Source organism: Nocardia sp. NPDC004168 (genome assembly GCF_040610355.1).
GTDB lineage: Bacteria > Actinomycetota > Actinomycetes > Mycobacteriales > Mycobacteriaceae > Nocardia > Nocardia sichangensis.
Genome location: NZ_JBEXME010000008.1, coordinates 149,174 through 173,550, shown reverse-complemented (window position 1 = coordinate 173,550; position 24,377 = coordinate 149,174). Strand labels below are relative to the sequence as shown.

The 24,377-nt window shown below is 69.7% G+C and carries 18 protein-coding genes and 1 tRNA gene; 12 read left to right on the top strand and 7 right to left on the bottom strand.

Annotated elements, in window-relative coordinates; all coding sequences use genetic code 11:
* Positions 1-64 precede the first annotated feature (64 nt).
* Entirely contained in the window at positions 65-601 is a 537-nt protein-coding gene (locus ABZW96_RS17870) for a DUF1992 domain-containing protein (protein ID WP_355075851.1), read from the top strand.
* A 19-nt stretch (positions 602-620) separates the two neighbouring features.
* On the opposite strand, the gene ABZW96_RS17865 is transcribed toward ABZW96_RS17870, so the two are convergent.
* Positions 621-1,073: a MarR family winged helix-turn-helix transcriptional regulator gene (locus ABZW96_RS17865; protein ID WP_355075850.1), complete on the bottom strand. Its 453-nt coding sequence runs from the start codon at positions 1,071-1,073 to the stop codon at positions 621-623.
* 70 nt (positions 1,074-1,143) lie between these two features.
* Between ABZW96_RS17865 and ABZW96_RS17860 the strand changes: the two genes are divergently transcribed.
* Both ABZW96_RS17860 and ABZW96_RS17855 read left to right on the top strand, forming a co-directional pair.
* Positions 1,144-2,121, top strand: coding sequence for a pirin family protein (locus tag ABZW96_RS17860; protein ID WP_355075848.1), 978 nt, complete (start codon positions 1,144-1,146; stop codon positions 2,119-2,121).
* A 139-nt stretch (positions 2,122-2,260) separates the two neighbouring features.
* On the top strand, positions 2,261-2,557 hold the full coding sequence (locus tag ABZW96_RS17855; RefSeq protein ID WP_355075846.1) for an excalibur calcium-binding domain-containing protein: 297 nt from the start codon (positions 2,261-2,263) through the stop codon (positions 2,555-2,557).
* Positions 2,558-2,620: 63 nt separating this feature from the next.
* Here the strand turns inward: ABZW96_RS17855 and ABZW96_RS17850 are convergent, their stop codons facing one another.
* A complete protein-coding gene (locus ABZW96_RS17850) occupies positions 2,621-2,842 on the bottom strand; it encodes a DUF3618 domain-containing protein (protein ID WP_067802691.1) in 222 nt (73 codons plus the stop codon).
* Between the two features lie 166 nt (positions 2,843-3,008).
* On the opposite strand from ABZW96_RS17850, the gene bcp reads away from it, so the two are divergent.
* Positions 3,009-3,482, top strand: coding sequence for a thioredoxin-dependent thiol peroxidase (gene bcp, locus ABZW96_RS17845; RefSeq protein ID WP_355075844.1), 474 nt, complete (start codon positions 3,009-3,011; stop codon positions 3,480-3,482).
* A gap of 59 nt (positions 3,483-3,541) precedes the next feature.
* Here the strand turns inward: bcp and ABZW96_RS17840 are convergent, their stop codons facing one another.
* A complete protein-coding gene (locus tag ABZW96_RS17840; protein WP_355075842.1) occupies positions 3,542-4,768 on the bottom strand; it encodes a hypothetical protein in 1,227 nt (408 codons plus the stop codon).
* 298 nt (positions 4,769-5,066) lie between these two features.
* Between ABZW96_RS17840 and ABZW96_RS17835 the strand changes: the two genes are divergently transcribed.
* Positions 5,067-5,687, top strand: coding sequence for a TetR/AcrR family transcriptional regulator (locus ABZW96_RS17835; RefSeq protein WP_355075985.1), 621 nt, complete (start codon positions 5,067-5,069; stop codon positions 5,685-5,687).
* A gap of 38 nt (positions 5,688-5,725) precedes the next feature.
* On the opposite strand, the gene ABZW96_RS17830 is transcribed toward ABZW96_RS17835, so the two are convergent.
* Both ABZW96_RS17830 and ABZW96_RS17825 read right to left on the bottom strand, forming a co-directional pair.
* Positions 5,726-6,163, bottom strand: a complete 438-nt coding sequence (locus tag ABZW96_RS17830) for a holo-ACP synthase (protein ID WP_043721202.1) — start codon at positions 6,161-6,163, stop codon at positions 5,726-5,728.
* A 76-nt stretch (positions 6,164-6,239) separates the two neighbouring features.
* A complete protein-coding gene (locus tag ABZW96_RS17825; protein WP_355075840.1) occupies positions 6,240-15,557 on the bottom strand; it encodes a fatty acid synthase subunit beta domain-containing protein in 9,318 nt (3,105 codons plus the stop codon).
* A 386-nt stretch (positions 15,558-15,943) separates the two neighbouring features.
* Here ABZW96_RS17825 and ABZW96_RS17820 point away from each other — a divergent pair.
* Positions 15,944-16,025, top strand: a tRNA-Leu gene (locus ABZW96_RS17820).
* A 709-nt stretch (positions 16,026-16,734) separates the two neighbouring features.
* Here ABZW96_RS17820 and ABZW96_RS17815 read toward each other — a convergent pair.
* Positions 16,735-17,526 carry a hypothetical protein gene (locus ABZW96_RS17815; protein WP_355075838.1) on the bottom strand — a complete coding sequence of 264 codons (792 nt, stop codon included), beginning with the start codon at positions 17,524-17,526 and terminating at the stop codon, positions 16,735-16,737.
* A 294-nt stretch (positions 17,527-17,820) separates the two neighbouring features.
* On the opposite strand from ABZW96_RS17815, the gene ABZW96_RS17810 reads away from it, so the two are divergent.
* Both ABZW96_RS17810 and ABZW96_RS17805 read left to right on the top strand, forming a co-directional pair.
* On the top strand, positions 17,821-18,705 hold the full coding sequence (locus ABZW96_RS17810; RefSeq protein ID WP_355075836.1) for a hypothetical protein: 885 nt from the start codon (positions 17,821-17,823) through the stop codon (positions 18,703-18,705).
* 59 nt (positions 18,706-18,764) lie between these two features.
* On the top strand, positions 18,765-19,394 hold the full coding sequence (locus ABZW96_RS17805) for a TetR/AcrR family transcriptional regulator (protein ID WP_355075834.1): 630 nt from the start codon (positions 18,765-18,767) through the stop codon (positions 19,392-19,394).
* 424 nt (positions 19,395-19,818) lie between these two features.
* Here ABZW96_RS17805 and ABZW96_RS17800 read toward each other — a convergent pair whose 3' ends face one another.
* Positions 19,819-20,568 (bottom strand): XRE family transcriptional regulator, encoded by a 750-nt coding sequence (locus tag ABZW96_RS17800; RefSeq protein ID WP_355075832.1) that lies wholly within the window; start codon positions 20,566-20,568, stop codon positions 19,819-19,821.
* 469 nt (positions 20,569-21,037) lie between these two features.
* On the opposite strand from ABZW96_RS17800, the gene ABZW96_RS17795 reads away from it, so the two are divergent.
* Genes ABZW96_RS17795 through ABZW96_RS17780 form a run of 4 tightly spaced genes read left to right on the top strand, consistent with a single transcriptional unit; the run spans position 21,038 to position 24,283 of the window.
* Complete coding sequence (locus ABZW96_RS17795; RefSeq protein WP_355075830.1) at positions 21,038-21,928, top strand: NAD(P)-dependent oxidoreductase; 891 nt, start codon at positions 21,038-21,040, stop codon at positions 21,926-21,928.
* Positions 21,925-22,332: a nuclear transport factor 2 family protein gene (locus ABZW96_RS17790; RefSeq protein ID WP_355075828.1), complete on the top strand. Its 408-nt coding sequence runs from the start codon at positions 21,925-21,927 to the stop codon at positions 22,330-22,332. The genes ABZW96_RS17795 and ABZW96_RS17790 overlap by 4 nt, the downstream gene beginning before the upstream one ends.
* Complete coding sequence (locus tag ABZW96_RS17785) at positions 22,329-23,399, top strand: maleylacetate reductase (protein WP_355075826.1); 1,071 nt, start codon at positions 22,329-22,331, stop codon at positions 23,397-23,399. The genes ABZW96_RS17790 and ABZW96_RS17785 overlap by 4 nt, the downstream gene beginning before the upstream one ends.
* The gene (locus ABZW96_RS17780) at positions 23,396-24,283 is read left to right on the top strand and encodes an intradiol ring-cleavage dioxygenase (RefSeq protein ID WP_355075824.1); all 888 of its coding nucleotides are present in this window, start codon (positions 23,396-23,398) and stop codon (positions 24,281-24,283) included. The genes ABZW96_RS17785 and ABZW96_RS17780 overlap by 4 nt, the downstream gene beginning before the upstream one ends.
* Positions 24,284-24,377 lie beyond the last annotated feature (94 nt).

Below are 24,377 nucleotides of genomic sequence, written 5' to 3'. Positions count from 1 at the left end.
TTTTCTGCGTCTACTACAGACTTCCGTAGACTAGCGTCATGCACCCGCCGACTCAGCCGCCACGATGACCGAGCGCAAGCCGCCGAAGCAGACCTTCGAATCGTGGATCGACAAGCAGATCCGCGAGGCGGCCGAGCGCGGCGAATTCGACAATCTGCCCGGTACCGGCAAACCGATTCCCGGAGTGGGCACGGCTCCCGACGAGGACTGGTGGCTGCGCGCATATCTGCGTCGCGAAGGAGTCAGCGGTGACGCGCTGCTGCCCCCGTCGCTGTTGCTGCGACGCGATATCGAGCACTTGCCCGAGACCGTGCGTGATGCGACCGGCGAGCGGGAGGTGCGAGCCGCCGTGAGCGAACTCAACAAACGCATCGTGGAGTGGCTGCGGATGCCGCAAGGACCGTTCGTGCCGATCGCTCCGGTGAACGCGGACGAGATCGTCGAGCAATGGAGGCGCGCACGCGAGGTCGCTGGGCCGAAACGCGCGCAACCCAGCCTCGAAGCCACCGGCCCCGCCGGAGCGCAGGCCGGCCGCATCGCGCCGCGTCCACGCCGCCAGTGGTGGCGTCGATGGCGGCGGCACGACACCGAAGCCGGATAGCGGCGGGAACGAACGGCGATCAGGCGCCGAGTTCGGTCACCTGCTCGACCTCGGTGACCACCTTGTCCGCCAGCGCGCGCAGCGCACGCGCCTCACCCGGCGTCATCAGCTCGACGAAGACGCGACGGACCAGATCGACATGGTTGGGCGCGGCCCGCTCCAGCGCCACCCGCCCTTGCGGCGTGAGCTGCACGATGATGCCGCGGGCATCCTCCTCGGCGGGGCGCCGCTCGACCAGTCCGCGCGCGTCCATCCTGGCCAGATGCTTGGACAGCCGGCTCTTCTCCCAGCACACCTCGGTGGCCAGCTCTTTGGCGCGCAGACACCCGTTGGCGGCTGCCGACAACGCCACCATCAGCTCGTAGTCCGCCAGGGACAGGCCGTCCTCGGCCAGCCCGGCGGAAATCGCCCCGTCCAAACGCTGGCGCAGCCGCACGTAGGCCTGCCACGTCGCCTGCTCGTCGTCACTCAACCACCGGACCATGGGAATGAAGTGTAGTCACCGTTGGTTGACATGGACACCAACTCCCGAGGAGGTCCCCATGCCCGCCGTCACCGTTCCCGACATCATGGTCCTGCCACGCCTCCCCCGCCCGGACGCGACCCTGCGCCAACGGCCGGTCCGGAGCGTGGTCACCGCGCACAAACAGCGCGAAGGCGCGGGATTCGAGGTGCGCAGGCCGTTCCCCAGCATGGATCTGCGCACGGCCGATCCCTTCATCCTGCTCGACCAGATGGGTCCGGTCGCCTACGAACCGCACGAGGCGAAGGGTGCACCGTGGCATCCGCACCGCGGCTTCGAGACGGTCACCTACATGCTCGACGGCACCATGGTGCACCACGACTCGCAGGGCGGCGGCGGCGTCATCGGCGAAGGCGACACCCAGTGGATGACCGCGGGCTCCGGCATCCTGCATGACGAGGTCCCGCCGGAGGAGATGGTCGCCTCCGGCGGCTGGTTCCACGGCATCCAGCTGTGGGTGAACCTGCCGCGCGCGCTCAAGTTCGCCACGCCGCGCTACCAGGACCTGCGCGCTCGCGAACTGACGCTGGTGAGTTCGCACGACGGCGGCGCGCTGGTGCGGCTCATCGCCGGAGAGGTCGGCGGATTCACCGGCCCCGGTTCGACATACACCCCGATCGCCTACGCCCACGCGTCGATCACGCCCGGCGGGATCCTCGAAACACCTTGGCCGCAAGAGTTCACGGCGATGGCGTACGTGCTATCCGGCAGCGGCACGGTTGGCGCGGAGCGCAGGCCGCTGAACGAGGGGCAGCTCGCGGTCTTCGGCCGCGGAGACGCGATCAGCGTGACCGCCGATGCGCGCCAAGACAATCGGACCGGAGCGCTCGAAGTCCTGCTGCTCGGCGGACAGCCGATCCGCGAACCGGTGGTGCAGTACGGGCCGTTCGTGATGAACACTCGCGCGGAGATCATCGAAGCGATGGAGGACTACCAGGCCGGACGCATGGGAAACATCCCAGCGGAACACATCCGCGGCATCGGGACGGCCCCCTGAGCCACGGCACTGGGTGCGATCCCCTAATCCCCTAGTTCCGTCCCCGCGAGGTTGACAAGAGAGCGGCCCGTCACAACAGTGGATGCGGCGTCCGGTCGGACGCCCATCCACCGCAGCAACCACATACATAGAGGAATACATGAACGTTCGCCGGCTCTCCGTCAGCGCGGCCATCGCGGGATTGACCTTTCTCGCGGCTCCTGCCGCCCTAGCCGCCCCTCCGTCCGGATCCGCCGGAACCGGCTCCTCGGCCGTCGACACCGGCTCCGCCGCGACCGGCTCGGCCGGTCTGTCGCAGACCGGTTCGGCCGGTGGCGCCTACGCCAACTGCGACGACGCCCGCGCCGCGGGACACGCGCCGCTGTTCCGCGGCGAACCGGGCTACGGCCCGCACCTGGATCCCGACGGCGACGGCTTCGCCTGCCCGACGGTCTGAACCGACCGCGAAACGACGACACCCGGTGGGCATCGCCACACCGGGTGTCGTCGTTTTTCCAGCTCAGCGGAAGATCTTGAGCAGCACCAGCCCGACGACGACCGCGGCGGCGCCGATCAGGCTGTATTTCACCTTCGGCTCGTTCAGCTTCGAGACCACGATCTGCTTGGTGTCGTCCGCGATCCGATGCGGGTCCGCGCGTACCGCGAGTTCGTCGAGCGTGCTCGCCAGCCGAGTGCGGGCGGCCTCGATCTCCTGCTCGATCCGCTCGGTATCCCTTGCCACGTTCCACCCTCCTGTTGTCGATTGCCGCACCCGGTGCACGAATCGGGCCGCACGCTCGGCCGTTCGCGGAGCACCCGGGGCTCGCGGACGAGTCTATCCGCCGCCACGCGCCGCTATCCGGCCGCGCGAGGATCTCCGGTCGGGACCTTCGGATACCGTGCAGAAGGTGACCACCAACCAACGACTCTCCCCGGGCGACACCGCCCCCGACTTCACGCTTCCCGACGCCGACGGCAAGGACGTCTCGCTGTCGGACTACCGCGGTCGCAAGGTGATCGTGTACTTCTACCCCGCCGCGAGCACGCCCGGCTGCACCAAGCAAGCCTGCGACTTCCGCGACAACCTGGCCGACCTGGACGGCGCGGGCATCGACGTCGTCGGCATCTCACCGGACAAGCCCGCCAAGCTGGCCAAGTTCCGCGACGCGGAACGGCTGACCTTCCCGCTGCTGTCGGATCCCGATCGCGCCGTGCTCACCGCGTGGGGCGCGTACGGAGAGAAGACCATGTACGGCAAGACGGTCGTCGGCGTAATCCGCTCGACCTTCCTGGTGGACGAAGCGGGCAAGATCGCCGTCGCGCAGTACAACGTCCGCGCCACCGGCCACGTCGCCAAGTTGCGCCGCGATCTGTCGGTGTAGCGCGGGCAACGAAAAGCCCGGCGCCGCAGGGGCGCCGGGCCGAAGTCGGGTGGATCGGATCAGACCTGCCACACCTGCTGGGCTGCCCACTGCGCCATCAGGCGAAGGTGCTCGTCCCACCAGTCCGCGGCTTCCGGGGTGAACACGGCGGGTGGTGGGGCCTCACCGGGGAACAGCAACGCGGCGTCGGGTGCGCCCACCTTGCGATCGGTCGGGACCCCGGTCCCCGGCAGGAGCGGCTCCGGGGTTTCCGTCTCCGGCCTGGTTGTCGCGTCTGCGGCGACCAACGGCAACGGACGATGCCGCGGGGCGAGCCCCCCGCGCTGGTCCGGAAGCCACACTCCGGTCGTGGTGGCGTCGCCGCCCCGCGGCCCGTCGAAGGACTCGTCCGCCTCGGTGTCCGCGGGACGGACCGGCTCTACCGGATGCGTCGCGCCTGCGCCCTCGATCCGGGCGTCCGCCACGACGGTCGGTGTCGGCTGCGCGGAATCGTTCAGCAGATAGCTCCCGCCGACGACCATTCCGCTGGCCAGCACACCGGCCGCGGCGAACACCGCGACGCCGCCGCGCGCCCGACTCGACTCGCTCACCGGCCCGACGTAGCTGTCCTGCTCCAGCCGGGCGCTCAACGCCGCGCCCGCGGCGGACGCGAAAGCGCCTACGGTGCAGGGGATCACCGGAGCCCCGAATTTCTCGACCGCCCTCAGCACCGCGGAGCCCGCGCCCGCCGAGCCGATCAGCGCCACCGCGTCCGGCCGCGCGCCGGCCGCGTCCAGCTGATCCCACGCCGCCGTGACGCCGATGCCCAGCGACCGGGGCGTCGCCCGGCCCGCCTGCCCCACGGCGGCGAGCACCCGGCGGCGGCCCCGGTCGACCAGGGTGAACGCGTGGTACCCGGGCACCACCTCGCACACCAGCAGGTTGTCGTAGGCGTCGAGCCACGTCATCATGCTCGCCACGCTCAGGTGGGCCGATTTCACCGAGACCAGCGAGGCGCTGTGCCACGGGCCTGCCGCCAGCCGGGTCACGATGGCGCGCCGCTCCGCGGCGTCCCGATAGGCGACGGCTACGCCACCGACTTCCCGCTCCGAGCCCAGCCCGGCGGCCAGGGCGTCCAGCGCGGTCTCGACCGCCTCGGCCACGTCCGCCTTGCTGTCGCCGTCCGTTCGCTCGATCCGGCGCAGCAGCACCCGATCGGCCAGCTTCCTGCCGTCGGCGAGCGCTACCGCGTGCACGGCACCGCGTTCGGTCGAAACGCCGAGAGTCACCACAGATTCAGCTACCACTGATCACGCCTTCCCCTCTGTGCATTGACCGAGCTCACGGGCTTGCCGAAAGCCATGAGCCCCATGGATTCCCCTGCTCGGAACACACGTCGCGATGCACGCGCGCTCGGTATATGTTCGATGCCGCATCGGTTACGGATGGGTAGCGGAAATCAAGTCAGCTGGACGCGAACGGCGGATGCGCGTATCGCACGCTTGTCCCTACCGTTAGCCTGGATGCGTGGAAGTACGCGCGGAGGCCAGGGTGAAGCACCGTCTGGACCCTGCGTTGGAGCTGCAGGACGACCCACAGGAGCTCATGCCGCGACGCCGGCCGACGCAGGAACGCAGCAAACGAAAGTTCGACGCCTTACTCCAGGCGTCCAGGGAGCTGCTCGTCGAGGTCGGGTTCGAGTCGTTCACCTGCGAGGAGGTGGCGGCCAGGGCGGAGGTGCCGATCGGCACGCTGTACCAGTTCTTCGCCAACAAGTACGTCATCGTCTGTGAGCTGAATCGCCAAGATCTGGTTGCCGTTTCCCAGGAGCTGGCCGACTTCCACGGCGAGATTCCCTCGCTGGACTGGTTGCGGCACATGAACCAGTTCGTCGACCACCTGGCCAACCTCTGGATGACCGACCCGTCCCGGCGGGAGGTGTGGCTGGCCATGCAGTCCACGCCGTCCACCCGGGCCACCGGGGCGATCCACGAGAAGCAGTTCGCCGAGGTCGTGTCGCAGATGCTGCGGCCGCTCACGCCGCGCACCCCGCGGGCACGGCGCACCATGATGGCGGAAGTGCTGGTGCACGTGGTCTATTCGATGCTCAACTTCTCCGTGCAGGACGAGCAGAGCAGCGCCGAAGCGGTCGCCGAACTCAAGCGGCTGATGGTCGCCTACCTGCTGGTCGCGGAGAAGGAATCGCGGACCGGCGGCCAAAAATAAGTGGTGGTCCCGGCCGGAACCGGGACCAACCGCGCGACTCAACCGGCGCTGTCGCGGCCTTCGATGAGGTCGGCCAGCTCGCCCGGGTCCTCCAGCACCACCATCGCGGCGGCGGTGTCGCCGTCGTGGGTCAGCGACAGGTGAACCCTTACCCGGGGCAGGAATTCGGCGGCCAGGCCGTGCAGCTTGATGCTCGGCCTGCCCCACGCGTCGTTGACCACCTCGATCAGCGGATAGGGGTTGTCCCCGATCTGCGGGCGGCGGGCGAACCGCGACGACGCCCATGCTTTGAGCACCGCCTCTTTCGCCGCCCACCGCGCCGCGTAGCTGCGCGCCGGGTCGGTCCCTTTGCTCTGGCAGTAGCGCCGCTCACCCGCGGTGAAACTTTCCCGGAGCATCGTCGTTCCGGCGCGTTCGAGCTGTTCGGCGAACTCGGAGATGGTCACCAAGTCCAAGCCGATACCGAGGATCGTCATAGGCGGCCAGCCTACGACGTCCTCGGCGAGCCCGCGCACGGACCCGGCGCGGCGAGTTGCCCCGCCGCGCTTCCGGTTACGCGCATCCGATGCCCTTCGCGCGGTAGGCGCCGTCCTGATCCAGGCGCGCCTCCGGCGAGAGCAGCACGTCGGCCTCCAGCTGACGCGCCCGCTGGGACGGGGTGCCCTCCCCGCCGAGCCTGCGATCCGCGGGACGTTCGTACAGCGGCGCGCCGCCGCACATCGCCTCCACGAACCGCTGGCGGCCGGTCAGCTGACGCTCCTGCGCCGTGCGCTGGTACTCCTCGCGCCGTCCCGGCTCGATGGCCTGGATGAACGCCTCCGGGTGCACGATCGCCAGCAGACCGTTCACGTGGCCGAAGCCGAGCGAGGTGACCAGACCCGCCTTCAGCGGAAGGCGCCCGCCCAGCCGCAGCGGTTCGCGCAGCCACACCAGGTGCGGGAAGGCCAGCATCTTCTCGTCGACGCAGTCGAGGCTGCGGTTCGGCGGGATGACGCCCTGCTCCAGCACCTGGCACAGGCCGATGAGCTGGAATGCGGCCGCCCCGCCCTTCGCGTGCCCGGTGAGGGTCTTCTGCGAGACGACGAACAGGGGAGCGCCGTCCGAGCGCCCGATGGCCGTCGCGAGCCGCTCGTGCAGTTCCGACTCGTTCGGGTCGTTGGCGGCCGTCGAGGTGTCGTGCTTGGACACCACCGCGATCTCGTCCGGGGTGACGCCGAGCTTGCGCAGTTCGGTCGCCAGCCGGGATTCCGTCCCGCCACGACCGGCGCCCAGCGCGCCCAGGCCCGGAGCCGGGATGGACGTGTGCACGCCGTCGGCGAAGGACTGCGCGTAGGCCACCACGCCCAGCACCGGCAGGCCCATCTCCAGCGCGACGCTGCCGCGCGCCAGCAGGACCGTGCCGCCGCCCTGCGATTCGATGAACCCGCCGCGGCGGCGATCGTTGGCGCGGGAGAAGTACCGGTCGCTGATGCCCTTGGCGCTCATGGCCGCGGAATCCGCGGTGGCCGACATGTCACCGAAGCCGACGATGCCTTCGATGCCGAGATCGTCGTAGCCGCCTGCCACGACCAGATCGGCCTTGCCCAGCCGGATCTTGTCGACGCCCTCCTCGACCGACACCGCGGCGGTCGCGCAGGCCGCCACCGGGTGCACCATCGCGCCGTAGCTGCCGACGTAGGACTGCACCACGTGCGCCAGCGCCACGTTCGGCAGCGCCTCCTGCAGGATGTCGTTCGGCCGCGACTCACCGAGCAGGTTGTCGATGTACAGGGAGCGCATCGAGGACATGCCGCCCATGCCGGTGCCCTGCGTGTTGGCGACCAGCGAGGGGTGCACCCAGCTCATGAGTTCAGCGGGGCTGAACCCGGAGCCGATGAACGCGTCGACCGTGCAGACGATGTTCCACAGCGCGACCCGGTCCACCGAAGCGGCCATATCGGGCGAGATGCCCCAGATGGTCGGGTCCCAGCCGGTCGGGATCTGGCCGCCGACGGTGCGCGAGAGCTTGGCCCGGCGCGGCACGCGGATCTCCGTGCCCGCTCGGCGCGTCACCGTCCAGTCGCCGGAGTCCGCGACCGGTGTGATCACCGTGTGCTCCGGATCGGCGGCGTGGAAGGCACGCGCCTCGGCCTCGCCGCCCACCGTGAACGACAGGTCCTGGTCGAGGAAGACCGAGGTCATCAGTGGGGCCGAATTGTCGGTCATGGCGCCGTCGTCCTCGTAGCGGCGCACACCGCAACGGGCGACCACGGCGTCGTGGTAACGCTCGGCCAGCTCGTGCTCGGGGACGTAGTCACCGGACGCGGCGTCGTACCAGCCCGGCTTCGGGTCGTTCTCCCAGGTGACCATGCCGGTGGTCCAAGCCAGTTCCAGCACGCCCGCCGCCGACAGTTCGTCGGAGACCTCCATCTCGAAGCGGGTGCGCGCCGAGCCGTACGGGCCCAGCTCGCCCGCGCCGACGATGACCACCATGTCGGCCGGATCCACCGTCACCTCGCCCCACTCGGGCACCGGCAGCGCGGAGGTCACGGTCGGCGGCGCCGGCAGCGCGGCGATCGTGCGACCCGCGTCCGCGTCGGTCTCCGCCTCCGCCTGCTCCGCGGCCTGCTTGGCCAGCGCGGGCAGGTCCAGCTTGGCCCTGGCCAACCCACCGGTCAGGTCGATCTGCTGCGGGCCGGTCGCGGTCACCTGGCGGGCCCGCGAGGTGCACCACTTGAGCAACTCGTCGGCCATCTCCGCGGTGGACCAGGTCTGCACACCCGCCTTCTCGACCGCCTCGACCATCGGGTCGTTGTGGCCCATCAGGCCGGTGCCGCGCACCCAGCCGATCAGCGCGTGCACCAGGGTGACCCGGGTCGACCACGACTTCTCGGCCCGCCACTTGGCGACCACCGCGTCCAGCGCCGCCTTCGACTCGCCGTAGGCGCCGTCGCCGCCGAACATGCCGCGGTTGGGCGAACCCGGCAGCACCACGTGCAGTTTCGCGTCCACGTCGTGATCAGCGCCCAGCTTGGACAGCCCGCCGATCAGCCGTTCGACCGACCAGAGCAGCACGCGCATCTCCATTTCGGCGCGCGCGCCCGCGTCCGCGAGGTCACCGGCCACTCGCGGCGCCGCGAACGGCAGCAGCAGCGTGGGCGTCATCGCGTCCTTGACCTTGATCTTCGCGCCGCCCGCGCTGTCGACCTGCTCGGTGCCGATCCAGTCGATCAGGGCGTCGACGTCCTGGTAGGACGCCATGTTGGCGGGCACCACCCACAGAGCCGCGCCGTGCCGGGCGTTGTCGCGGTAGAGCTTCCGGTAGAAGGCGAGGCGTTCGTCGTTCAGCGACGAGGTGGTGACCACGACCGTGGCGCCACCGCTGAGCAGCCTGCCGGTCGTCGCCGCCGCGATGGATCCCTTGCTGGCGCCGGTGATCACCGCGATGTCGGAGGACCACAGCCCGGGCTCCTCCGTGCTCAGCGCCGCCTCGGCGATGCGCTCGTACAAGCCGGCCAGCACCGAGCGCGCTTCGTGCATCGCCCGCTGCCGCCACCAGTTCGCCTGCGCCGCAACGGCTTCCCCCGCACCGATGAACCCGGTGACCGGTCCGTTCGCGCTGCCTGCGTCGTCGGCGAGCCACAGCCGAGCCAAGTCCTCGCGCGCCGTGGCCCACCGGTCGTCCAGCAGCACCGCCTTGCGGGCGTCGAACGCGGGCGCCACCAGACGCGGCCAGTCCGAACCCAGTTCGGCCGACACCAGATCGACCAGGGAGTTGTCGGTCGCTTCCGGCGCGGAGACGCGCTCGGACAGTCCGAGCTGTTCCAGTACGACGCGCGCGGCCGTGGCGAGCACGCCGTCGCGTCCGGTGATCTGCTCGGTGAACTCGCCCAGCGCGGCGGCGTCGACGGTCGCACCGCCACCGCCGCCCGCCGAGGGCAGCGACACCGCGACACCGCGACGGGCCGCGACGGCCTGCACGGCGGCATCGATGGCCGCGTCGACCGATGCGGCGTCGCCCAGCGCGCCGGAGACCAGGCCGCCCAGGTCGCCACCTCGCACGCTGGCGCCTTCCCTGGTGCCCAGCGACACCTCGGCGGTCACGTGGCTGGCCCACCCGTCACCGAGTTCCCAGACCTTCTTGACCCGGTCCGCGATGGCGGCCGGACGCTTGCCGGACGGCCCGAACACCTTGCGCAGATGGTCGCCGATGGCGTCGGTGAGCACCGTGCCGAACGGACGGTAGGTACGGGCGAGCCGCTCCACCGTCGCGGACAGCGCACCCATGTCGGCGTCGGCCGCGCCGTCGATCGCGCCGAGCGAGAGCTCGGAGCCGAGGTCGACCAGCAGCTGGTTACGCCGGGAGGAAACGCCGTCGCACAGGCCCTCGATGGTGTCCACCGGGCCGATCTGGTCCAGCCGCAACTTGGTCCACAGCGCGATCAGCACGCGCGTGGCGTCGGCGGCGGTGAACGCGATGTCGTCCGGACGCGGGCCGCCCGAACTCGGGGCGGGCGCGGCCACGGGTGCGGCGGCGACGGCCGCTGCCGGAGCCGCTGCGGCGGCAGGCTCCTCCACCGGCTCGTCGACCGGGGCGGGATCGGTGTCGGTCGCGTAGACGATCGCCGCCTCGCGCTCGATGTTGAGCACTTCCACCTTGGCTCCGCCGAAAGCGGGGAGCTTCAACGTCTGGCTGGCCAGGTTGGCCACCGTCGGCGTCGCGCCGAGACCGATCTCGATGAACCGCTCGATGCCGAGGCCGCCCTGTGCGGGGTCGGTGAACAGCAGGTCCTGGGTCTCGATCCAGCGCACCGGGCTGGCGAACTGCCACGCGAGCAACTCGATCAGCACCACGCGGCACAACTCGGTCGGCCGGGCGGCCCAGCTGTCGAAGTCGGCCAGCACCTCCGCGAGCGGTTCGGACGGCACCAGGTCCGCGATCTCCTGCACGAACGCCCGCTCGAGTGTGAAAAGCCTCGGCACCAGGTTCGGGATGTAGCGGCCGATCAAGGTCTCCGGGCGCAGATCCACCGGCAGCAGCTGCTCGAGCTTCTGCCGGAACTCCGGAACGCCCTTGCGCAGCACCGTCGAGTGGAACGGCACGTCGATGCCGGGGACCAGGATGAACGCCCGCTTGCCGCCGAATTCGGCGCGACGACGGTCGATCTCCTGCTCCAGCGCGTCCAGCCCGGCCACCGTGCCCGCGATCGCGTACTGCGAACCGCGCAGGTTCAGGTTGACCACCTCGAGGAACTCCCCGACCCGATCGCCGACTTCCTTGACGAAGCCGACGACCTCCGCGTCGGGCAATCCGATCTGTGAGGGCCGGATCGCAGCCATCCGATAGTCGCTGCGTCCCTGCGCATCCCGCGGCACCAGCTCGTGCATCGCGGAACCGCGCTGGAACACGACCTCGAGCACCGCCTCCAGCGGCAGCACTCCGGCGACGGCGGCGAGCGCGTTGTACTCGCCCACCGAGTGGCCCGCGAGCAGCGCGCCCTCGACGAACGCACCGGACTCGCGCAGTTCCGCCACCTGGGCGACGCCGAGGGTCGCCATGGCGACCTGGGTGAACTGGGTCAGGTGCAGCACGCCGTCCGGGTGGCGGTGTTCGACGCCGCGCGCCTTCAGGTAGGTCGGGTTGTCGCGCACCACGGCGAGAATCGAGAAGCCGAGCGCCGCACGGGTGTGCTTGTCCGCGCGGTCCCAGATCTCCTTGGCCGCCTTCGACCGGGAGCGGGCGTCCAGCCCCATCCCCTTGCGCTGGATGCCCTGTCCGGGGAAGGCGTAGACGGTCTTCGGCGCCACGGTGCGACCGGTCGCGGTCATCACCAGCTCGCCTTCGGTGCGGCAGGAGACCTCGACGACCTCGCTGCCCGCGTCGAGCGCTACCCGCTCGACGCGCACATCGATCTGCGCCCCGGGACGGACCATGCCGAGGAACCGGGTGGTCCACGCGGTCACCGTCCGCGCGGGTACCGAACTCGTGGGATCGACCGCCGACACGACGTGCTGCGCGGCCGCCGACAGCCACATGCCGTGCACGATCGGGCTGCCGAGCCCGGCGAGCTTCGCCGCGGCATCGCTGGTGTGGATCGGGTTGTGGTCGCCGGAGACGGCGGCGAAGGCGTGCATGGTGCGCGGAGCCACGATCGTGACGTCGCGGCGACGCCTGCGCGGGGTGTCGGTGGCCGCGTCGGACACCGTGCCAGCCGCGCGCGGCGGATCGGCCAGTTCGCCCGCGCCGTTGCGCCCGCGGATCGCGAACCGCTCGGTGAGGGTGGCCAGCACCGGCATCGACATCCCGGTCTCGGGCTTGTCCAGCATGGCGGTGATCCGCACGTGCACCTCGACGACCCGGCCCAGGTCGGTATCGACGGTCTCACCGGCCTCCGCGCGCACCGCCAGCACACTGGTCTCGGCGGGCAGCGCACCGGCGAGGTGCACTTGGTGGTCCAGGTGCACCAGGTCGAGCATGCCCTCGATGACGCTCTCGCCCTTCGCGGTGCGGGTCGCGCCGAGCACCGCGAACACGGCGGGCCAGCACGCGCCGACCAGCACGTCCGGCACGGTGCGGCCGAGCGTGCTCAGCGTGGCGGGCAGGCCGGAGCCGGTGACCCCGGCGTGATCGGCGATCAGATCCGGCGTCCAGGCCAGATTCACGTGGGCGACCTTGCCCTTGACCTCGGGCAGATCCTGGCCCGCGGCGACCGCGAGCAGCGCGGCCATGGCCTCGTCGGCGTCGGCCTCGGTGACGACCGGGGCGCCGCCGTTGTAGACCGAGGTCGGCACGGTGATCCGGATGCGCACCGCGTTGCCAGCCAGCAGCGGGACGGTCAGCTCCACGTAGGCGTTCTCCGGCTCGGCGCCTGCGGTCTCGACCAGCGTCGCGCCGGTGGGCGGATGCACCGCACCCTTGCCGTCGACGACCCACTCGGACAGGTCACCGAGCCGGTGCACCGGGCTGATCGCGGTGCGTCCGGCCCACTGCACGTCCGGGGCGGCCAGCACGGCGTCGATCGGGCCGCTCGTGACGCCCGCCGTGCGACGCGCGTCCACCGGGGTTGGCGCCACGCCCGCGCGCACCAGGGAGTACGCCGTGTCCTGTTCGAAGCGGTCGAGCAGTTCGCCGACCGGCTCGTCGACCCGGGTAATGCCCGCGACCGCGACCGTGCCGGGGATGACGCACACCTGATCGGCCGAGTAGCGCGGATCGTGCGCCTGCCACAGTGAATCCGAGCGCCACCAGCGACGCACGTCGCCGTCCACGACGGGCACGAAGTTCACCGGCTTGCCCGGGGTCTTGCACAACGCGATGAAGAACGGGACGTCGGCCGGGTGCAGCAGCGTCTGCGCCGTGGCGGGGTAGGCGTCCTTCAAGGCGCACAGCGCCGCGACCGGGTTCTCGAAGTCGTCGTCACTCGCGAACAGCGTGGGGATCTCGCCGCGGTCGGCCGGGTGCAGCCGGGATTCGGTGCGGCGCACCATCTCCGCGAACCGGTCCCGCCAGGTGATGTCCAACCACACCGAACGCGTCGCCTCGGCGATCGCGTCGCCCAGGTCGCTGCCGCAGTCGAAGTCCTTGCGCCGGTCCAGCCCGACCGCGAGCTCGACGTAGCGCTCCAGCCAGTCCTGGTAGGTCATGGTGGCCAGGTCGCCGAAGTACGGCTTGGCGGTGGCGTTCAGCGCCGCGATGATCTCGTCGCGACGCGCCGCGACCGCCTCCGCGTCGCCCGCGACCTCGTCCAGCAGTCGGCCGGTGCGCGACGCGGCGTTGTCGATCTCGTGGATGTCGGCGCCCAGCTGGCTGCGGCCCGAGGCCATGCCGCCGGACGCGGTGCCCGCACCGACCCAGTCGGGCGTGCCGGGAGTGTCCACGAGCAGTTGCTTGACCTCCGGCGCGGTGGTGGCTTCCAGCGTGGCCATGGCCGCCGTACCGACCAGCACGCCGTCCAGCGGCATCACCGGGTAGCCGTGCCGGACCGCCCACTGGCCGGTGAGGTACTCCGTCGCGCGCTCGGGGGTTCCGATGCCACCGCCGACGCACACCACGACGTTGGCGCGGTTGCGCAGCTCGGAGTAGGTGTCCAGCAGCAGGTCGTCCAGGTCCTCCCAGGAGTGGTGACCACCGGCCTTGCCGCCCTCGATGTGCATGATCACCGGGTAGTCCGGGACCTCGTCGGCGATGCGCAGCACGGCCCGGATCTGGGCGACCGTGCCCGGCTTGAACGCGACATGGCTGATCCCGACCTCGGTGAGTTCCTGGATCAGCGCGACAGCTTCCTCCAGCTCGGGAATGCCCGCCGTCACGATGACGCCGTCGAACGGGGCGCCTGCCGTGCGGGCCCGCTGCACCAGTCGCTTTCCGCCCAGCTGCAGCTTCCACAGGTAGGGGTCGAGGAACAAGGAGTTGAACTGCACCGAGCGCCCCGGGTGCAGCAGCGTCCGCAGCTCGGCCACCCGGTCGGCGAAGATCTGCTCGGTCACCTGCCCGCCGCCGGCCAGCTCCGCCCAGTGGCCCGCGTTCGCCGCGGCCGCGACGATCTTCGCGTCGACCGTGGTCGGAGTCATGCCCGCGAGCAGGATCGGCGAGCGCCCGGTCAGCTTGGTGAAGGCCGTCTCGACCACGATGCGCCCGTTGGGCAGCCGCACCGGCCGCGGCGCGAACGCCGACCACGGGGCCGCGGGCTCCGGCGCGGCACCGGGGGTGAGCAGGCTGCGCTGTCCGGCGCGGGTAGCGGCCGCGATGATGCCGAGGCCGGTGCCCTTCAGCGTGCCCCCCGTGACGCGGGAGAGCAGGTCGCCCGGGCCCAGGTCAAGGATCCACTCCGCGCCCGCGGAGATCACGCCCTCGACGACGGCCACCCAGTCGATCGGATCGACCAGGATCTGCCGCGCCAGCTCGCCCGCCAGCTCCTTGTCCAGGCCGCACTGGTCGGCCCAGCTGCTCACCAGGTCGACGGTGTCGGCCAGCGCCGGGTGGTGGAACGCCACGTCGACGGCCACGTCCTCGAAGACCGGAGCGAACACCGAGCCGCCGCGCACCTTCGCGTCGCGCTCGCGCGCCTGCTCGTCGTGGATCTGCGCGCACCGCTGCCGCACCCGCTCCAGCTGCGCGGGCGGCCCGGACAGCACCGCGCGCCGACGTCCGTTGCGGATCGAGACCACCACGGCCGCAGCGGGATCGGATCCGTCACACACCTCGGCCACCACGGCGCCGAGCTGCTCGGGATCGACATTGGACACCGCGACCATCGGCGAGCGCTCGCCCACCGGCATCAGCCCGCGCCGCCGCGCGACCAAACCCGCTGCCGCGCCGATCATCTGGGCTACCGCGAGCAGCTCCGCGTCGCGGGCGCCACCGGCTTCGACCGCGGCGGCGGCGAGCAGACCCTGCGAATGCCCGACGATCGCGACCGGCGCGTGCTCGGCCGGATCCAAGCCTTGCAGCCGCAGCGCCCGCACGGCCGCCACCTGGGTCAGCAGCACACCGGGCATGGACACCGCCGCCGAGCGCAGTACAGCGTCGGACGGGGCCGCGGAGATCTCGCCCTCGTCACCGTCGGCGAGTTCGTTCTCCAGCATCCAGCCGATCGGGTCGAAGCCGACCGGACGAACCACCAGCAACTGCGCCGCGACCGGCTCCAACAGCGCCGCCGCCTCGTTGACCAGCGCGGTCAGCTCCGGCTCCAGCGCACTGTCGCGCGCGATCTCCTCCAGCTCGCTCAGCCACTGCGCACCCTGCCCACCGAAGGCGAGCGCGTACGACACGCCGCCGAGCAGACGATCCAACAGCGGCGACCGCGCCCCGCCCGACGCGGCCTTCCCGGCGGCGGCAGCCACCTTCGTGCTCTGTCCGGCTTCGGTCTTGGTGCTCTCGTTGATCGTCAAGACGCTTCGACTTCCTTCTCCATGCGACATGCCTCGGCGACACGCCGGTCCCTACCGGTTCACGAGTGATCGCGGTTGATCGGCCTGATACGGGCGAGGATGACACAGAATCATGAGGAAATCCTCACGTTTACCCCTGGGCGCGCCCACTACTAGAGAGTATTTGAGTACGTACGTACCAGAATAGTCGTAAACATGACTCCGCCTCATGTTTGAACACGCTGGTCCATCGGGTTACCAACACGTACGAAACATGAGTGCCCCTCACATTGAGGTTTGCCAAATCGTTATAATCCCAGGTGAGGTTACTGACGAGTACGCCACGCCAACCCAATGCTTCGCGATGACCGATTGGCCCGGTAGAGTTTGGACGGTCGTACCATCAAGCGCGAGTGGCGAAATTGGCAGACGCGCCAGATTTAGGTTCTGGTGTCCACGGACGTAGGGGTTCAAGTCCCCTCTCGCGCACAGAATCCCGTCAGTCGTGACACCTCCCCGAGCCGCGCGTGGGAGCGCACTCGCGCACACGGAGTCGACCAGCTGAACACGCTCTGACCTGCTGCGATCCATGCCACATGTGCCGGATCGCGACACATTTGCCTTCTGCGAAAAGTTTGCTGGCGGTGGTGGTCAGCCGTGATCGCGCCGGTCATCCCGCCACAGTCGCCGTTGCAGGAACGTGTTCACCGACCGCAGGTCACGAACCGCGTGGTTCGTACCGCCGACGGCGATGTCGTCCACGGAATCTGCACACCCGGAGACTGAGGCCGCATCCTCGACAAGCACCCCGCCGCCGCCCTCGACCGGCGGCCGAGCATTCGCCTGGAACCGACTCGGCTCGATGCCGGAAGGCTGCTGACCCACCCGCGCTCTCGATGAGTTGTGCGTGGCCAGCCGGCGACTGCTCGAGCAGGTGCGCCGATGACCACACCGGCAGTCAGCGCAGAAACGCTCGCCGCGGCACGCCTGGTGTTGAACCAGATGGGCATCTTCCCCGCGGATCGCGTCGCTGTCGGGCTGTTCAGGTCTGCCACAGGAGGGAGACTGCGCCGATGACTCCGTTGCCGGGCCGCCTCACATCAACACGGGCGCCGAAGTTGCGGACAGTACTGCGTTGCAGCGCTGCATGTTCCAATTTGCATGCCCGCGGAGGGATCGGCGTCAAGCCGAAGTCGGCTCACGACGTGCAGGCTGTGGGCGCGGCGGCGGTGATCCAGTTGCCGAATTCCACCGCCAGGTGCCATCGGTGCTCGCGGATGAACCGGGCGGGCAGACTCGCCGGGAACTGCACGGTCAGCAGCGCTTCCATCGTTCCGCGGCGGTCGAGGAATTGGTGTCGTACACCGCCGATCACGAGGCCGTCGTCGAGCAGGGCCCGGCCCGCGATCTGCTGGGGGTAGCGGGGGTCGGCGGGGATGGTGAGCGCTTCGGTTCTGCCGTAGTCGACGAGAAATCGGGTGGCAAGGATTGACCCGCCGGTGGTTTCGACGACTTCCTGGCGGCCGTCGGGGAGGCCGCGCAGGAGGTAGTGGTCGGGGCAGGCGTCGACCATATCGGTCTCGGCGTTGGTGGCGGTGAGGTCGGAGAACCAGGCGGCGAATCGTTCGGCGCTGTAACCGGGGACCTCGAGGCGGGTGACGGCGTGCTCGGTGCGGCCCCGGCTGAGCGCGACGCCGGTGCGCGTCATCCGCTCGGAGATCTCGAGGTCACGCCTGAGGGCGGCGTACACGCCCGCGTGACCCAGGCGGGTCTTCATCGAGGTCAACGCGGATCGTTGCGCGTCGAGCGGAGCGCCGAGCAGGTCGTCCAAACGCTTTCCCGGCGCGAGTTCGGCGAAGGCTCGCGCTCCCAGACGACGGGCGAGCTTGGTCAACACCACCGCGGCCCGGCGGGCTTCCCATGCTCGTACTTGTTCCCGCGAGACTTGCTCGCCGCCGATATACGTCCGAATCGCGATGGACTCGCCCATGAGCCTCGCCTTCCTCTCCGTTTCCGTCCCGACCACTTCCCGTCGGCGGGGGATGAACCAACGTCCGCCCGCTCGGGAAGCGCGGTGGCTAACGCCGAGCAGACCAGCGTCAACGTAATCCCACCCCCTAACAAACGCAAGCTTTCCTAGCTTTAATGTCCCGGAACTGTTGACAGAGTGACCCGAGTCACCCATGCTACCTTAACGCAAGTCCATCTTGCATTAACATTTCATCCCCGTTCGAGCACGTCGTCGACGCGCGCGAACAGGGCGGCAGGCGAGAGGAATCGGTCAATGCTGACCAGGCGAAACTTCATGAACCGGACCGCAGGAGCGGCCGCGACCGCGGCGACCGCGATGTACCTGGCCTGCGGCGCGGCGGGGGCGAATCCAGGGTCCCCGGCCTTCGGAACCGGGCTGCGGACCTTCATCGGCGGTGCGCCGGTCGAGCCGTCCGGGGTCGTGGAATGGGAGCGTCGACGACTGTCGGTGGCGGCGGCGCGACTGTCGACCGACTTCGCCGGACTGTTGCGGGGTGAGCTCGATTCCCTGCTCGGTCGGTTCGCCGTCGCCGTGGACGACATCGCCGCCGCGCGATCGGCCCTGTCGAAGGCGCGCGCCCTGATCGGCTCGGACGGACTGCGGGAACTGCTCGCCGCCGAACTCGCCGCCTCCGAGGCGGCCACGCGGACCGCGCTCGCCGCCTCGGGCGGGCAATGGGCGATCTCGACTACCGAGATCGTCAGCGACCGAGGCAGCGCCGCGGGTTTCGTCCAATGGTTCGGCCTCGCACGCACGACCGACGCGCGCGCGATCTGGACCGACGCGTGCCCTGACCACTACATCATCGCCACCCTGGCGGACGGACGTCAGGAAGTCGTCGAGGTGACCGGTGGAGCGGTCCTGGCCAGCCGCTTCTTCGTCGACTACGCCGACTCGACCGGAGTTCCCGTTTCCGCTGACCCGGCCTATCCGCTCGCCGTCGCCGGAACCGCCGCACTCGCCGATGGCACTGTCGTCGGGGGCGTGCGGCACCAGTTCCGCGACGAGCCCGGCGGCGGCTTCCGCAGCCGTCTCGCGGTGGCCTTTCCGGCGGCCGTTCCGGGCCTGTACATCGCCGAACACGAGTGGCATCTGGCCTACGAGTTCGGCAACTGGATTACCGCCTACCTGCGCTGACCGAGCCGTTCGCGGCCCGGTCCGCCCATCGTCGGGTGCGCATCGAGTAGAACAGGGGCATGGATCAGCGCGGACGCGACGCGAGCATCGACGAATCGTCACCGCCCCCGGCCCCGCGCAAGCGGACCGGGGGACGGTCGGCGCGCGTGCGCGACGCGGTACTGACCGCCACCCTGGAGCAGGTAGCCGAACACGGGATCGAGGGGCTGACCATCGGCGATGTCGCCGCCAGGGCAGGAGTCGCGGAAACGACGATCTACCGGCGATGGGGCACGCGCACGGCCCTGATCGCCGAGACCGTCACCGAATTGGCGGCGGCGGGCAACCCCGCACCCGATACCGGGACGTTGCGCGGCGATCTCCGGCAACTCGCCGAACAGATCTCCCACCTGGTCTCGCGACCCGGCATCGCGCGGCTGCTCGGCACGACCATCGCGCTGTCGGCCGATCCCGAGGTCGCCGAGGCGCGCCGACGCTTCTGGGTCGACCGCTTCGACCGAACCGCGCACGTCATCGGCAGGGCCGTCGACCGCGGCGAGCTGCCGTCGGACGTAGATCCCCGCGAAGTACTCGAAACCCTTTCCGCCCCCATATATTTCCGTCTTCTGGTGGTCGATGGTGCGCTCGACGACGAATTCATCGCGCGCTGCATCGAGCACACGCTCATCCTGCACGGGGTGTCCCGCTGACGGTCCGCGTATTCGGCGACTGCGCTCAACCCGAACGGGGAGGCGCCCGCGATCGGGCGGATCGGCCCGCTGGACGTAGGCCTCGGTGTCATCGCGCCCGGGTCAACAGGTGGATCGACACTGCGGATCAGTTCGCAGGCCGTGCTCGACGTGTGCATGCACCTGCGCTTCGGTGACCGCGACCCCATCGTGGCCGGCGGCCTGGAATCTGTGAGCCGCAGCGAGTTCTACGCCACCGACATCCGATGGGGCGTCCGAGGCGAAGGCGCGGCTCTGCACGACCACCTCGCCCGTGATCGAATCACCATGGGCGGCAAGAACTCCGCGGTGACGGCGGCAATTCCGTCCGCCATCATGGGCATCGGACCGATCCCGGCCACCGAGAAGGCCCTTGCCTGCTCGGATTCGCCTGAGCGAGGGTTGCTCAGGCGTCCCCGTGCGGCGCGACCTCCGTGTCGCGTTCGCCGGGCGGCGCGCCGACCGCTCCGAGCAGGCTCAGCACGTCGACGGCGTTGGTGACCCGCGGGGACGCCTGCGCTCCGGCCTCGCCGAGTTGTTCGGCGACCCAGGTCCGCGAGGGACCGGGATTGTGGCGACCGGAGACGAACCACACTCCCGTCGCCGGTTCGGCCCCCTGATTGACGTACATGTGCGGCCTGGTGGAGTCGAAGCACAGCGAGTCGCCTGCGGCGACACGATGCCGGTCGAAGTCGAGCAGCAGCGTCAACTCACCCGCGAGCAGGTAGGCGTACTCGGTTCCCTGGTGGCGCATCATCGTCCGGTCGACGGAACTGGCCGCACCCGGCTGATAGGTCACCAGCAGTGCGTCGACGTCGGCGCGCGGATCGACCGCCAGCCGTTCCCACCGGACCCCGTTTGCCATCTCCAACACCGGATTGTCGGCGGCCCGCTGCACGACCCCCGTGGACTGGCGGCGGGGTTCTGCGGCGCGGTCGGCGTCCGGGCGCGTCTGTCCGATCCCCAGCAACTCGTCGAGTGAGACGCCGAGGTGGGTCACCAGGGCATAGAGAGTGCTCACCGAGGGCTGGGATTTGCCGGTCTCGATCTGGGAGAGCTGGCTGGCCGAGATGCCTGCGGCGGCCGCCAAGCCGCGCAGACTCAGTTTCTGCTCGAGGCGAGCCTGCCGCAACGCCGATCCGATCCTGTCCTCCATCGGCTCACCCTTTCATCCGGACGCCCTCGATCATTCATTCACAGTGAACACTATGCGGGTCGTTCGCATGCCAGCGCGATCGGCGTTCGGCCTGGCATCACAGTCCGGCAACATCGCCGCTGAGGCATCCGCGTCTGCGCCGTCCTGGACCGAGTCGCGTCGAACATGGCCACTGAAGCCTCTAATTGGCTTCGGCACAACAGTTTACGTAGTGACGAGAAGTCCTTTCCAGTGTCCGACATGGCGGAAATCCTCCGATCGAATAGCTACCTTCTATCAATCATCATGTTTGGTGTTACTTGACACTATGTGGAATTTTGTTCCATGATACTGAACGTCACTCTCACGAGTGCGTCCATTCCGGTCACCGATGACGAAGGAGACCCATGTCTTTCCTCGCAGCGCGTCACCCCACGGCAGCCGTGCCACCGCTCGCGCGACACGCGATGTCCGAACGAGGGAGGCGGTCATGCTGATCGGATTCGCCGGCCTGGGCCGTATGGGACATCCGATGGCGACGCATCTGGTCCGGGCGGGCCACTCCGTCCTCGCCTACGACCCCGTTCCCGGACTGACTCCGCAGGGAGCGACCGCGGTCGCCTCCGCGCAGGACCTCACCGCCGCCTCGCTGTCGATCAGCATGCTGCCAGACGGTCCCTCCACCTTCACCGTGGTGAGCGAAGTGCTGCGCGCCGCGCGGCCCGGTCACCTGCACATCGTGATGGGCACCATCGGCCCCGAAGCCGTGCGCGCACTCGGCGAACTGCCCCACCTCCAGCTCATCGACGCGCCGGTCTCGGGCAGCGTCTCCATGGCCGAGACCGCGTCCATCACCACGATGGTCGGCGCGTCGGCCGACCAGTTCGAGCGTGCCCGCCCGGTACTGGCCGCGATGACCGCGGCGCAGTTCCACGCGGGCCCGGTCGGTGCGGGCTCGGCGGCCAAACTCGCCGTCAACGCGGTGCTGGCCGGGCTCAACCAGGCTGTCGCCGAAGGCCTGCTGATCGCCGAGGCCGCCGATCTCGACCTCGGTGTCTTCTACGACATCCTGAGCGGCAGCGCCGCCGGAGCCCCGTACGTCGGCTACAAACGCCAGACGTATCTCACACCGGAGTCCACCGCCGTCGCGGCCCCGGTCTCCCTCATCCGCAAAGACCTCGGTCTGGCCCTGGACCTCGCCCACCGACACGGGCTCGACCTGCCCGGCTCCGAAGCGGCGCTGTCCGTCCTCGACAAAGCCGTGGACGCCGGCCTCGCCGAGGCCGACATGGCCCGAGTACTCACCGCCCTGCGCGATCGCGCGGAGAAACCGAACCACACGACCGCTGCCGAACTCGAACAGACAGGAGCGCGCCCATGACCGGCGCAACCATGACCGCTGCCAGCATCGAGACCGCCATCCGGGGGCTCGAGGATCGGCGCTACGCCGCGGTCCTCACCGGCGAGTTCGACCGTTTCGCCGCGCTGGCCCACCCCGACCTCGTCTACACCCATTCCAACGCCGAGGTCGACACCCGCGACAGCTACCTCGAGAAACTCCGCACCGGTCACTACCGCTACCACCGCATCGACCACCCGGTCACACGGGTCGTCGTCGCCGCGGACACCGCGATCGTCGTCGGTGAGATGCACGCCGAGATCACCGCCGCCGGCGTCCGCAAGACGCTGGCCAACCGAGTACTCGCGGTCTGGGTGTACGAGAACGACGAATGGCTGTTGCTCGCATTCCAGCCCACCGTCATCCCGGCGGGTGAACGCCGATGACGAGTTTCACCTACGACGGGTTGCCCGGCCGCGTCGTCTTCGGTGCGGGCGCAGCGCGCACCCAGCTGCTCGGCGAGATCGACCGTCTCGGCGCGAAACGGATCCTGCTCATCGGCACCGGCCAGGAAGGTGTGATCGGGGCGCGGTTGTGCGCGCCGTTCGCCGACAGGGTGATCGCGACATTCACCGACGTGCGTCCGCACGTGCCCACCGAGGTCGCCGAACGCGCCCGCGCCGCCGCCGAACATGCCGATCTCGTGCTGTCGGTCGGCGGCGGGTCGACCACCGGAACCGCCAAGGCCGTCGCCCTGACCACCGGGCTGCCGATCCTCGCGGTGCCCACCACCTACGCGGGCTCGGAAGTCACGCCGGTGTGGGGGCTGACCGATCGAGGCCGCAAGACCACCGGCACCGATCAACGGGTCCTGCCCCGCACCGTGATCTACGACCCCGAACTGACTGTTTCGCTCCCGGTGGACCTCTCGGTCGCCAGCGGTCTCAACGCGATGGCCCACTGCGTCGAAGCGTTCTGGGCGCCGCAGCGCAACCCGATCTCGAGTGCTGTCGCCGAAGCCGGTATTCGCCATCTGGTCAACGGATTACCCACCATCCACGCCGCGCCCTCGGATCTCGCGGCACGCGGTGAACTGCTGCTCGGCGCCTACCTCGCAGGATCGGCGTTCGCCGTCGCCGGATCCGGTCTGCACCACAAGATCTGCCACGTCCTGGGTGGCGCGTTCGATCTGCCCCACGCGCAGACACACGCCATCGTCCTGCCGTACGTGCTGGCCTACAACCTGCCCAACGCGCCGCAGGCCGGAGACCGGATCGCCAACGCGCTCGCCCGCCCCGACGCGGTGACCGCGTTGCGCGAACTCGGCGAGAAGCTCGAAATTCCCAAAGGATTATGCGAACTCGGCGTCACCGAACTCGACATTGCCGCGGTCGGCGACGACATCCTCGCGATCGCACCCGCCGACAACCCCACTCCCGTCACTCCTGCCGGCCTCCGTGCCCTGCTGCACGCCGCATGGTCGGGATCCGACCCTTCGAGGCACACCACATGAGCATCGACCGAACCCTGACCACCGACCGCGAGGAAGCCGTCACCGAGGAGGTGCTGGCCAGCTTCGACGCCACCCCCGATCCCCGCCTGCGCGAGATCATGCACAGCCTTGTGGAGCACCTGCACGCCTTCGCCCGCGACGTGCGGCTCAGCGAACGCGAGTGGGAGGTCGCCATCGGCTTCCTGACCCGCGCCGGGCACATCACCGACCAGCGCCGCCAGGAGTTCATCTTGCTCTCCGACGTGCTCGGCCTGTCGATGCTGACCATCGCCATCAACGAACCGCGCGAACCCGGAGCCACCGAATCCACAGTCTTCGGCCCGTTCTTCGTCGACACAGCCCCTGAAGTGCCGCTCGGCGGTGACATCGCCCGCGGTGCGGCCGGAATCCCCTGCTATGTGTCCGGCCAGGTGCGCTCGGTCACCGGCGTCCCCATCGAGGGTGCGCGCATCGAGGTGTGGGAGGCCGACGAAGACGGCTTCTACGACGTCCAGTATCCCGACGGCCGCTCGGCGGGTCGCGGTTGGCTGCGGTCCGGCCACGACGGCGAATACCGTTTCCGCTCGATTCTCCCCGCGCCGTATCCGATCCCGCACGACGGCCCGGTCGGCGACCTGCTCGCGGCCACTGCCCGCGGCCCCATGCGGCCCGCCCACCTGCACTTCATGGTCACCGCACCCGGATACCGGACCCTGATCACCCACATCTTCGTCGCCGGCGACCCGTACCTGGACAGTGACGCGGTGTTCGGGGTGAAGCAGAACCTTGTGGTCGACGTCGTGAGCCACGATGCCGTCGACCCCACGCCCGATGGCACCCGTTCCGAACGCGGCTGGACGAGCATCGACTTCGACCTCGTCCTGGCCGCCCACGACGGCTCCTAGCCGGCTATCGCGGGCCGCACACCGCGCCGTCCGCGCACGCGGATCCCGGATCTGCCCGGCAGGGCGGGCTTCATTCCCTGCGAACACGATTTTC